At 60.3% G+C, this 11,424-nt stretch carries 13 protein-coding genes; 3 read left to right on the forward strand and 10 right to left on the reverse strand.

Features of this window, described 5'->3' with window-relative positions; genetic code table 11:
* The first annotated feature begins 55 nt into the window (after nucleotides 1–55).
* On the forward strand, nucleotides 56–355 hold the full coding sequence (locus HX899_RS13215) for a DUF6074 family protein (RefSeq protein ID WP_181292640.1): 300 nt from the start codon (nucleotides 56–58) through the stop codon (nucleotides 353–355).
* Nucleotides 356–467: 112 nt separating this feature from the next.
* On the opposite strand, the gene HX899_RS13220 is transcribed toward HX899_RS13215, so the two are convergent.
* The 9 genes from HX899_RS13220 to HX899_RS13260 all read right to left on the reverse strand — a co-directional run bounded on the left by HX899_RS13220 (nucleotide 468) and on the right by HX899_RS13260 (nucleotide 9,850).
* Nucleotides 468–974: a hypothetical protein gene (locus HX899_RS13220; RefSeq protein WP_181292632.1), complete on the reverse strand. Its 507-nt coding sequence runs from the start codon at nucleotides 972–974 to the stop codon at nucleotides 468–470.
* Entirely contained in the window at nucleotides 971–1,591 is a 621-nt protein-coding gene (locus tag HX899_RS13225) for a hypothetical protein (protein WP_171598911.1), read from the reverse strand. The genes HX899_RS13220 and HX899_RS13225 overlap by 4 nt, the downstream gene beginning before the upstream one ends.
* Nucleotides 1,588–2,205: a hypothetical protein gene (locus tag HX899_RS13230; protein WP_181292633.1), complete on the reverse strand. Its 618-nt coding sequence runs from the start codon at nucleotides 2,203–2,205 to the stop codon at nucleotides 1,588–1,590. Before HX899_RS13230 ends, HX899_RS13225 begins: the two co-directional genes overlap by 4 nt.
* Entirely contained in the window at nucleotides 2,202–2,960 is a 759-nt protein-coding gene (locus HX899_RS13235; protein ID WP_138329854.1) for an ABC transporter ATP-binding protein, read from the reverse strand. The genes HX899_RS13230 and HX899_RS13235 overlap by 4 nt, the downstream gene beginning before the upstream one ends.
* Nucleotides 2,957–4,021, reverse strand: coding sequence for an iron ABC transporter permease (locus HX899_RS13240; protein WP_181292634.1), 1,065 nt, complete (start codon nucleotides 4,019–4,021; stop codon nucleotides 2,957–2,959). Before HX899_RS13240 ends, HX899_RS13235 begins: the two co-directional genes overlap by 4 nt.
* 4 nt (nucleotides 4,022–4,025) lie before the next feature.
* Nucleotides 4,026–5,159 carry an ABC transporter substrate-binding protein gene (locus HX899_RS13245; protein ID WP_181292635.1) on the reverse strand — a complete coding sequence of 378 codons (1,134 nt, stop codon included), beginning with the start codon at nucleotides 5,157–5,159 and terminating at the stop codon, nucleotides 4,026–4,028.
* A gap of 56 nt (nucleotides 5,160–5,215) precedes the next feature.
* Nucleotides 5,216–6,307 (reverse strand): PHB depolymerase family esterase, encoded by a 1,092-nt coding sequence (locus HX899_RS13250; RefSeq protein WP_181292636.1) that lies wholly within the window; start codon nucleotides 6,305–6,307, stop codon nucleotides 5,216–5,218.
* A gap of 335 nt (nucleotides 6,308–6,642) precedes the next feature.
* Complete coding sequence (locus tag HX899_RS13255; RefSeq protein ID WP_181292637.1) at nucleotides 6,643–8,760, reverse strand: catalase; 2,118 nt, start codon at nucleotides 8,758–8,760, stop codon at nucleotides 6,643–6,645.
* 190 nt (nucleotides 8,761–8,950) lie between these two features.
* On the reverse strand, nucleotides 8,951–9,850 hold the full coding sequence (locus HX899_RS13260) for a hypothetical protein (RefSeq protein ID WP_181292638.1): 900 nt from the start codon (nucleotides 9,848–9,850) through the stop codon (nucleotides 8,951–8,953).
* Here HX899_RS13260 and HX899_RS13265 point away from each other — a divergent pair.
* Complete coding sequence (locus HX899_RS13265; protein WP_181292641.1) at nucleotides 9,747–10,112, forward strand: hypothetical protein; 366 nt, start codon at nucleotides 9,747–9,749, stop codon at nucleotides 10,110–10,112. The two genes, HX899_RS13260 and HX899_RS13265, sit on opposite strands and share 104 nt — an antisense overlap.
* Before the next feature lie 73 nt (nucleotides 10,113–10,185).
* A complete protein-coding gene (locus HX899_RS35055) occupies nucleotides 10,186–10,365 on the forward strand; it encodes a hypothetical protein (RefSeq protein WP_246697103.1) in 180 nt (59 codons plus the stop codon).
* A gap of 364 nt (nucleotides 10,366–10,729) precedes the next feature.
* Here the strand turns inward: HX899_RS35055 and HX899_RS13270 are convergent, their stop codons facing one another.
* A complete protein-coding gene (locus HX899_RS13270; RefSeq protein WP_017991185.1) occupies nucleotides 10,730–10,984 on the reverse strand; it encodes a hypothetical protein in 255 nt (84 codons plus the stop codon).
* Nucleotides 10,985–11,424 lie beyond the last annotated feature (440 nt).

The following is an 11,424-nucleotide window of genomic DNA, read 5'->3' on the forward strand; positions in this document are numbered from 1 at the left end:
AAGCATTAACCATAGTCCCGTAGACAACGAACAGGATCAAAGGAACCTGTGTTCGATGGCTACTGAAATGACCCGCCGGCCTGCCGGCGCCAATGAAGGCAAGATTATTGCCTTTCCCGCTGGAACCGGAACTGCCAATGTTGAGCGCTGCGCTCGCGAACTCGGTCGGCGACATGGCGCTGATGCGATAGAATTCTGGAAGGCCGAATGCCGCAGGCTTGCCGATCAGCTTCTGGCGGCAGGGATGCCGGAGAGCGATGTCGGTCAGCGGGTGCTGCAGTTTCAGCAAGATGTCCAGAGCGAACTGGTCTTCAGCCACCAAAAGGGACCACTGCCCAAGTCTCAAAACCGATAGTGGCGATCTTCGGGCAGATCTGACGGATGGGCCGAAAACCGCGCTATCGAACTCGCTTTTCCGATCGTGGTCGATCTGCGAGATTTGCAGCTTCGCTGAGAGTGGATCGTCCCTATCCCTCTTCGTAAACCGCCTCCGGCGGCAGCGCCAGCAGGCGGTCCGCCATCTCCTGCTTTAGCCACGCAAGACGCTCCTCTTCCTGGGATGTCCGGTCGGACTTGCGGCCGAGCATGATGAATTCCTCGCGGACATGGCCGTCGCGCAGTTGCAAGGTGACTGTGCGGCCGCGATAGCTGAGCTCGAAGACGTAGCGGGCGAGGATATCGCCGCGCTCCGGCCGATCGAGCAAGGGGTCGACGCTATAGCGCCCTTCCGTCAATGCACGCGTCACCATTTCGAAAGCGTCACGCCCACCCGGGCCGCGAAAGGCCGTGCGGATCGAGATTTCGCGGCGCTCCGGCGGTCCGTCGGTGCTGAGCAGCGGAAAGGCGCGCTCCATCACCTTGAAGGCATGGGCGACACCACCGGGAAAACCATAGCCGTGATAATGCGTGATGTCGGCGAAGCCGTAGGCAAGCGGTTTGCCGTCTTCGAGCACTTCGATCTTCGTTTCGTTCATTCCGATTTTCCCTTGTCCAGTTCCTTGCGCATCCACGGAAGGAAACCATCCAGGAAGCGAGTCGTCGCCGGCATGAAATGCGATCCGTGGTGGAAGCAGGGGTCGAGGCTGGTGATCACCATGCGGCCCGCCGTCGTGACCTCGTCTACATAGAGGATCGGCTTGCCTTCCTCGTTCACGGCCAGAACCTCGACGCCCTCAGGTGGGTCGAACCAGCCGTGAAGGTGCCAGGTCAGATCGTCCTGCCTAAGATGTTCGAACAGCGAATGGCCGGGTGCTGAGACCCTGACGCCGAGATCGGCGCCCTCGGTCAGCCACCACCACCAGTTTGTCGGTTGCGGCGTGAAATGGATCGCTGGCAGAAACGCTTCCCATGCCGTCTCGCCGGTCGCAACGATCGTGCCGCCCTGGTCGAGATAGGCGCGCAGCTGTGCTGCATGCGGCGCCATCCGGTCCGCCGGCGTCCGGCAGGGAATGAACAGCACCTTGTGTTCGCTGAGTTCGACCGAGGGCAGCTCCTCCGGGCGCACCAGCCTGTCGAAATGATGCCGGTAGCGCGGCGCTTCCAGCGTCTCGATGTGGTAGTAGGCGCCGGGATGGATCGCGAGCACGCTCATCGGTTCAGCTCCCCCGCCAGCCAGGCGATAACACGGCCGGCCAGTTGCTTTTTGATGTCGGGATCGTCTCCGCAACCCCAGAACTCGTTTCCAGCATGCGACAATATTTCTCCGCCCACCGGCCGCGCCCAGATCCAGTCGACGGGAACGGCAGCCGATCCGAATGTATTGATCGCAACGGCGCCAGGCGGCATTGGATTGTGTCCGCGGCCGTAGAAACCGGCGACGCCGCGGTTCGTTTCCAGCATCCTCTGGTCGATGCCGGTAAAAACAGGATGGTCGAATTGCCTGACCTGCACGAAGTCGGCTCTTTTCGGCTGCGGCATCGGGATATAGGCGCCGAGTTCCGGCAGAATCGGCCGAAGCATGTGGCCGTTGAAGATCCACCGGCCGCCTCGGCCGAGGAAGGATGCCACCGCCGGCGCGTATCTGAGGAAGCCGATCTGATCGAGATGGGTCGTGGTGATGAGGCCGCTTGCGGCGGCGAAATGCGCCTCGGTCAGCTCCATCTCGCGTACGGTGATCAGCTTGCCCTGCGCGGTCGCCTCGGCGAAAGCCGGCGGGTTCATGCTGAAAGGGTCTTGATAATGCGACTGGATCAGAAGGATGCTCATGCGGCGCAAATTCCTGCAAAGGCGGGCAGAACTGCGCGATGCCCGTCGCCTGTCGGACCGACGAGCTCGACCACCCGCATCGGTACCCCGTAAAGCCGTTCGAGATGTTCCGGCGTGATCGTCTCCGCGACCGGACCGAACAGCGATTGACCATCCGGCATCATCAGCAGCGCATCGTCGGCGGCGGCAAGTGCATGGTTCGGATCATGTGTCGTGAAGGCGATTGCCTTGTCGCGCGGTTCGCGCAGGCTTTTGAGCAGGTCGAGCAGCCGCTCCTGGTTGCGAAGGTCGAGGGCGGCGGCTGGCTCGTCGAGGACGATCGCCTCCGACCCGGTGGCGAGCGCTCGCGCCAGAAGCACGAGCTGCCGTTCGCCGCCGGAAAGCCGGTCGAAGAAATGATCGGCAAAGCGGGTGGCCCCCGCACGTTCAAGCGCGGCATGGGCAATCTCGAAATCGGAAGGTCCCGGTTGGCCGAAGAGGCCGAGATGTGCTGCCCGCCCCATGACGGCGACGTCGATGGCGCGGTAACGCTGGTTGCTGCTTCCGGTCTGCGGGACGTAGCCGACAATGGCGGGCGCCACCCGGCTGCCTTCGTCCAGCCGCTGAAAGCCGAGCATGGCTTTCAGCGTGGTCGTCTTACCACGTCCGTTGGGGCCGAGAATGGCGAGCGACCGCCCGACGGGAACTGAGAAAGTCAGACGGTCGAGGATGGTGCGCACCCCGAACCTGACGACTGCATCCGTCAATCCGATCATGATCCCGTCCTTTCGCGATAGTGATGGCGCAGGAGAGCCGCAAAGATCGGCGCGCCGACAAGGGCGGTGATCACGCCGAGCGGGATTTCTGCGGCCGTTGCCGTGCGGGCGAGGGTGTCGATGCAGACCATGAATCCTGCGCCGAGTATGGCGGCTGCGGGCAGCAGCGCGCGGTGATCATGACCGACCAGCAGGCGGGCGGCGTGGGGAATGACGATGCCGATCCACCCGATGATGCCGGAGACTGCGACCTGGCTGCCGACAATGACGGCGATGAGGCAGAAGACCAGCCATCTCTCGCGTATCGTATTGGCGCCGAGGCTGCGGGCTTCGGCTTCGTCGAGCGACAGGATGTTGAGCCGGAAGCGGAGCATCCACAGGAAGCAGCTTCCGAGAATGAGACCCGGTGCGGCCACCAGCGTGCGTTCCCAGGTGGCCGTCGCAAAGGATCCCATCAGCCAGTAGACGATGGCGGGAAGCGACGTGTTGGGATCGGCGATGAATTGCAGCAGCGAGACGACCGCCGAGAACATCGAGCTGATGACCAGCCCCGACAGGATCACGGTTACCGTTTCGGAGCGGCCGTTGATGCGCGACAGAAGCCCCACCAGGATGACGGCCGCCATGCCGCAGAGGAACACCATGGCGATCAGCGGAAATCCCCAGATGCCGAGCATGATCGCCAGCGCGCCGCCGAAGGCCGCACCCTGGGAAATGCCCAATATGTCGGGCGAAACCAGCGGATTTCGAAACACGCCCTGAAGGCCGGCGCCCGAGATGGCGAGCCCAGCGCCGGCAAGTGCAGCAAGCACGACGCGCGGCGCACGCACCAGCAGCACGATGCGTTCGTCGATACCGGCAAGCTCCCGCGACGGATCAGTGATCCCTTGCCAGATCAGTTCCAGTGCGCGTCCCGCCGGCACCGAGAACCGTCCGACGCAGAGGCTGACGGTGAAGGCGACCACCAGCAGCGCCAGCAGCAACGTGAAGACCAGTGTCTGCCTGGCGAGGTGAATCCGGCGGGCAGCCGGCGCCGTCTCCTCATGCGTCATCGTCGCCATGTCGTCACTTTGCCTCGAACTGCGCGTAGTCGGCGGCGGCGCCCTGTTCCTTCAGCCAAAGGATATTGTCGATATCGCTATCGGCCAGGTCGTAGTTGTAAAGGGTCTTGTAGGCCGTCTTCATTTCCGTCCGCAGGTCGTATTTGAAGACCTCGGGATGGAGCAGGTTGGCCGTCCACATCCAGGACAACGGCGATTCCTGGCTCGGCGGATCCCAGCGATAGCCGCCGAGCGGCATCTTGTAGACCCGCTTGGATTTGGCGGCATTGGTGAGAGACAGGATCGGATCGTTATAGACCCAGTTGATATCAAGCTTCGCCTCGAAAGCATTGAGGAAGATGACGTCGGGGTTCCACGCTGCGATCTGTTCCTTGTTCACCGAGACAGTGCCGTTGAGTTCTTCCGAGGCGTTCCTGCCGCCTGCAAGCTGGATGGACCAGGCATTGTAATTGCTCTTCGTGCCGGAGGCGCTGATATCGGAGAGCGCGCGGCCGAGGTAGAGAACGCTTGGCTTCTTGTCGTCGGGGATCGCTGTCGCCTTGGCCTGGATATCCTTCTGGACGCGATCGCGCCATTCCACCAGTTCGCCGATCCGCTCCGGCTTGCCGATCGCCTTCGCGGCCATGGTCATATAATCGCGGGTCAGCTCTTCCGTGCCGTAAAGGATCAGCATCGTGGTGAGACCGGCATTGGTGATGGGCGCGACGATGTCGGCGCCGCGATCACCCCACTGAATGACGAGATCGGGATTGGCGGCGGTGAGCGCCTCGACATTCGGCACGAAATTCGGCGCGGTCACGTCCGACGGAATATCCTTCGCCTCGGGGAAGATCCTTCCGAGAATCCCTTCGACCACGGCGCTCTTTGCCGTCGGGTTCATGCCAATGAGCTTCCGGGTGCTGCCATCCAGCGCGATGACGGTGGAAGCCATTGGGATGACGATCGAGACGACACGTTCGGCAGCCTTTGCCAGCCGCACCTCGCGGTTCCCCTGATCCTTGAAGACGATCTCTTCGGCAAAAGCTGCCGGTGCAAACAGCACGGCGGCAAGTGCGGCCGCCATGCGGCGGCGCAAAGCAGTTGTGATAAAAGGCGAAAGCGGAACCATGGTGTCTCCCCGTATGACGATGAGCGCCATTCCTATTCCGCGTATTTATTCTTGTCTACAAATCTCCACTTTAATTAGCGACATGACTACTTCATCAGCCCAGCGGACCGGAGGGCATCTTCAATGACCTTCTGGATACCGCCACGATCGCTACTTGTGCCGAATCGATCTGCAGCGTTTTCCGGTTGCGCAGCAGAGGGTTTTGCGTCGCGCCGTTTTTCAAATGAGGGGACCAGACCCCAGGACCTGGCAGTTTCTACGGTCGATGAAATTCCGACCTCAAGCATGAAGGGGCCGCTTGCCCCGTATCCGGTGCCGACATCGAGCGGCGTGCCGTGATCCATCCCGGCAATCGTATAGAGCTCGATTACTTCCACACCGTGAGCATCGGTCCAGACCTTTCGCTGGTGTCGTCCGATATCTTCGACGCGCCCCGGCGATGCGTCAACGCCGTGGATATTTCTCCATTGCTCCACGATCGCATTCGCATTGGATGGCACGACGGTTCTGTCTGCGCTCCCCTGCCACAGTGATAGTGTCGGCCACGGGCCTTTGTGCCCTGAAGCGTTTCTCAATCGCAGTTCAAGCTCTTTGGCAGTCGGGCTGCCGTGACCGCGCATTCGGTCAAACGCCTCGGGAATGCTTGCGGCACTTGCATATGGTAGGCCCGCGATGATCGCGCCGCCCGCAAAAACGTCGGGATAGGTGGCGAGCATGGCGGCGGCCATGGCGCCGCCCGCCGAAAGCCCGGTCACGAACACGCGCCTGCCGTCGATACCGTGTTCCGCAACGATCTTTGCGATCATCTGGCGAATGGAAAAGACCTCGCCGTGATCCCGGCGGATGTCCTCCGGGTTAAACCAATTGAAGCATAGGTTTGGGTTGTTTGCCCTTCGTTGCTCGGGAAACAGCAGCGCGAAGCCGTAGTCCTCGGCCAATCGCGACCAACCGGACCCGATATCGTACCCGGCGGCAGTCTGGGTGCAGCCGTGCAGGACGACGACCAGGGCCATGTTTTTCCCGCGCTTCGACGGCAAATAGGTGTAGCCCCCTAAGGCGCCCGGGTTTGAGCCAAACGCATCCAAGGCGACGAGGTCGGGGTTGTTCTGCGTGGGTTGGGCGCGAAGGGTTCCTCGCAGCGCAGCAAGGCGTGCGAGCGTGTCTGACATAGATCTCATGAAAGTCTCCGCCAATCAGCAGCCGGGATGGCGGTGATGCTGAACTAAACGCGTCAGTCTACGAAAAGGTTGCTGCAGTGCACAATGTTTTTCGATGGTGCAAACGGATGGGCGTCGACGAATTGATCCGATCGAGCAAGGCAGGAAACCACTGGATTGCGGCTGAGAAGAAAGATGCCGACGCGATAAGACGGCGAAGTCCGAGATCGTAAAACGGAGAAGATTCCATCACCTAGCTCAATAAGTAGGGCGCCGTAAACGAACATAAAACCCGCGTTTCTGCGGGTTTTATTCTGAAGATTAGCTATTCGCTCGCGGAAATGGCGACGAGTCAGTCAATTCAATTTGACCGATGGCTCCCGGCCCCAGACCCGCAGTTTGCCAAGCGCCATGATAAAAGCCGTGACATCCTTCGCCGCTCCGAGCGCAATCACGCCCTCATCCAGTGAATCGGCAATTCCGGCCTTCTGCATCAGCGGCAGCGCTGTTTCCACATAGCCGATGAACTTGCAGTGCACGAAGGCATCCGCCACGAAATCGTGGGCCGTGGCCTCCTTCAGCAGATCGCCGGTTCCCTCGGCCGAGGGGAGGAGGGCGACGGCGTCGTAAAGCACCGAAGGTCCGCCGTCGATCATCTGATGCGCCTCGATCCAATTGCCGTCCGAGAGCGTCACGCCGCCGATCTTTGGCGCGATCACTTCGAATGTTGCCTTCTGCTCGGTGATTTCGGCAAGCAGCGCCTTGAAGATAGCGGCATCGGTGCCATCGCTGACAAGAATGCCGAGCTTGCGTCCTTCGAACCGCTTCGGACCGCGCTCTATGATGCTGAGCGCCGGCGACGGCTCGAGATCCTGCCGCGTCGGCATAGCGGCATCGGCAGGCTTCGGCATCGATTTGAAGCCGAGGGCGTGGCCGACCTTGCTGGCCAGCGTCTCATCAATGTTCAAGAGATGCGAGACCATACGCTCACGAATGACCGGCGTTTCGACCTTGCTCAGTTCGAAGATCAGCGCCGCGGCGATATGGCGTTGCTCCGGCGGCGTCTGGCTGATGTAGAATTGCCGGGCCTGGCTGTAATGATCGGCAAAGCTTTCCGGGCGCAGCCGAACCTTGGGACCCTGCTCCTCGGCCGGGAAGTGCCGATAGCCCTGAACCGGCGATTCCCGCGGCCCCTGATTCCAGGAATTCGGCTGGTAATTGACGCGTCCGACAGGATTGCGCATCGCCATATGGCCATCCTGCTGGAAATTGTGGAAGGGACACTTAGGCGCGTTGATCGGCAGATGCGTGAAATTCGGACCGCCCAGACGTTTCAGCTGCGTGTCGAGATAGGAGAAATTCCGTCCCTGCAGCAGTGGATCGTTGCTGAAGTCGATGCCGGGGGGAACGTTCTGCGTCATGAAGGCGACCTGCTCGGTCTCTGCAAAAAAGTTTTCGGGCATTCGGTCGAGCACGAGACGGCCGATCGGTTTGACCGGAAGGATCTCCTCGGGAATGATCTTCGTCGGATCGAGGATGTCGAAGTCGAACGTGTCGGCGAAGTCCTGATCGAAAAGCTGAACGCAAAGTTCCCATTCCGGAAAGTTTCCCGACTGGATCGACTGCCAGAGGTCGCGGCGATGGAAATCCGGATCCGCACCATTGATCTTGACTGCCTCGTTCCAGGCGACAGACTGCAGGCCGAGCTTCGGTTTCCAATGGAATTTGACGAAGGTCGATTCATCCGCTGCGTTGACGAAGCGGAAGGTATGAACGCCAAAACCCTCCATGAAACGGAACGATCGCGGAATGGCGCGGTCCGACATCACCCACATGACCATGTGCATGCTTTCGGGCGTAAGGGTGATGAAATCCCAGAAATTGTCATGCGCCGACTGCGCCTGCGGAAATTGCCTGTCGGGCTCCGGCTTTACCGAATGGATGACGTCGGGAAACTTGATCGCATCCTGAATGAAGAAGACTGGGATATTATTGCCGACGAGATCCCAATTCCCCTGCTGCGTATAGATCTTCACTGCAAAACCGCGCACGTCGCGCGCCAAATCGAAGGAACCCTTGCTGCCGGCAACGGTCGAAAACCGGACGAAGGCTGGCGTCTTTTCGCCGGGCCGTTGGAAAAGATCGGCTCGGGTATAGGCGGCCAGCGATTCGTATGTTTCGAAGTAACCGTGGGCGCCGTAACCGCGCGCATGCACGACCCGCTCCGGGATGCGCTCGTGATCGAAATGAAAGATTTTCTCGCGGAAATGGAAGTCATCGATGAGGGCAGGGCCGCGCGCGCCGATGCGAAGCGTATTCTGATCGTCGGAAACGGGGCCGCCTTGCGCTGTAGTCAGCACCGGCATCCCGTCTTCGGCGAACTGATGAAGCTCACCACCTGCACCGCGGTGCAGCTTCTGATCGTGGACCGTTGCATTGTCGGAGGGCGAGGTTTTGGATGTGTTCTTGGCCATCTATATTCTCCGGAAAGGGTTTTACCTAACCGAAGCTCCACAACGGCTACATGTTCCGCTCGATGCGAAATAAACCACCGCTGAGGAGAGAAGCCGCTTCACGGCGGCCGATAACCAACGACACGCGGCCGGACCCCATATAAAAATGGGACGCGGGGCCTTTCGACACCGCGTCCCCGTTCATCCGTTCTCAGGTTCTAGAGGTAACGATGAGATCTTCCTCTTCGTCGCGTTGCGATCCGCCAAAAGCTGCGGCCGCAGCAGCGATGAAAGCCCCGATCAGAAGTGACAACGAGCCAAGCAAGGCCGTCGTCGAGGCCGCCTTGCGTGCCTCATCGGTGGCTTTCTGGGCGGCGACCTTGGCGTCTTCTATGCGCTTTAGCACCGTATCGACGCGGGTGCGGGCATCGGCCTCGGAAAGACCGGTGCGAGCAGAGACGATGGTGGCAAGATAAGCCTTGTCGTCATCCGGGATCTGGCCGGCGGCGGCACCGTTGAGGAGGATGCGGGAGACCTCGGCCGTTGCAGCAGCAGCATCGGATGTTGCTCCTGTACGGGCCTGTTCAGGACGCAGCAAAGCGTCGGTAAAATAGGCGGTAGGCAGATCCGCGGTCGATGCCGCCGATGACGCTGCTGCCGTACCTGCGGCGCTGGCCGCCGAACCCACGGCTTGTGCGCCAGCACCGGCAAGCGAGGTCAGCGACGAGGCGAGAAATCCGGCGACGAAGATTGTCGCCAGCGCCCAGCTGATGAAGCCATGCGCGGTGTCGCGGAAGAACACCTCATCAGTGTGGACAGCCGCCCACTTGGTGCGCAGCCGGCCGGTGATATAGCCTCCGAGCCCGGAGGAGAGCCATTGGACGACAACGAGCCAGATCGCCGCCGTCACCCCGACCGTGCCGAGTGAACTACTTTGCCCCGACCAGGGCGATACCATCGTCAAGCCAACCCCGGATCCCAGCAGCAAAAGAATGAGGGTCACTCCGATGGCAGCAGCAGCCCCTCCGAAGATAGGCCCCCATGACATGGCGGATTTGGAAGATTCGACCGGAGTAGCAATCTCTCCGGAACCTGTCATTGAAACCGACATGATCTGTTCCTATCGCATAAACAGGGCGAGAAGGATGATGATCGGCAATGGAACACCAAGCAGCCAAAGAAGAATACCGCGACCCATGAAAGACCTCCTGTCAGAAACTGACGTTACGTGGTTGATGCCACTCAACTTTGAACCAAGGTCTTTGTTCCCGGCCGGCTTGGTCATCGACGATCTTCATGCGGAGCTGATCGAGATCGATAAGAATCTTGCGCGCTCGGAGCTGACGTCCGGCGAAGAGAACGCCATATCTTGAGAGACAAGGTGATCTTGGGGGAGAGAGCAGAAGCTCTCGTCACACGGTCACGGTCTAAACTGGAGAGGAATCGATGAACAAATTTCGGGCATTTGTAACAGCCGGAGCAATCAGTCTTGCCGCCGTGACCTCGGCATGCTCGACGCCGCCGAATTCGTATGGCTCGGCATCGGGATATCAGCCGGGAGATTCAATGAACCCGGCCTGCGCCGATGGATTCCGACCCGGCGACGGCCGTTCGTGCAGCTATTAAAGGTGGCCGTCTCTTTGCCCGTACAAGAAGCGGGATCGTGGAGGAGCGTCGGGCGGGCGCTCCATAAGCGGTCATCCGTTTGATGACAACCCCGACGGCAGCGCCGATCGCGACACCGAACGTGATGCCGATCGCGGTCTCATCGAACAGCATCGGGCCGACTGCGGCGCCTATTCCGATTCCTATCGCCATACTGAGAGCCATGGCCGTGACCCTACCTAGGTGCTGTGGCGACAGTAGGTGTTGCGATCGCAATCGACGGTAGCTCTGGCTCACCTTGCCCATATCTCCAACCGACCGCGCCGGGAGGAGTGTCGTTCCTAGGCGCGCGCCGGCCGGTTCTATTGGCTGCCAACCCACTTCATTACCGTTTCTTCCGGAGGTCACCCGGCAGAGCGTCAATGAGCTGATGCACTTTTCCGGTGGCGAACGCGATGTCCTCGCGCGGCAGATGGACAGTTATCTCAATCTCTTCCCACCTGCCGCCATGGTCTTTTGCGAACCTGACGGCGGCTTCCAAAGAGGTGAATTGCACCGCCGGTGCGTTGGCGGTCCAGAACTGCACGCTGCAGTCCGCCGCACTGTAATCTAAAAATGCTTTTTCGGGATCTAGCGCCATGACGTTTTGCTTTACACCGGCGCCGGTTGGTTGGCCAGCGGTTGTCTACCGATCGTAAAAGCGCATGACTAGGCTGACGGCTTGACGGCGATGTGCGCGGATGGCGACCCGGGCAGGGATGGTCCTAGATAAAAAGAAAGGGTCGGGCGAATGCTCGCGCCGACCCTTCTTTGATTGCGTCAGCACGGTGCCAGTACATCCGTGGTCACCAGCAAAAGCCATCTGATAGATTGAATTTATGCGCCTCGTGAATTTTCGCAAGGATTAGGGGATGCTGATTTAGGGCTAGGTATGGGCGACCTAGTTGCCCGTCTTGCGGCACTACCAGATGACAAACCGGCGCACGCCCTCTTGGACACCAAAAATGTCTTCTTGGACGGAGAAGGTTCAGTGCGTTCGGGTCACAAGCATGTGTCCAGCCGAGAGGTCAAAGTCCAGTC

The organism is Rhizobium sp. WYCCWR 11146 (assembly GCF_013591995.1).
In the GTDB taxonomy this organism is placed as follows: Bacteria; Pseudomonadota; Alphaproteobacteria; order Rhizobiales; family Rhizobiaceae; genus Rhizobium; species Rhizobium indicum.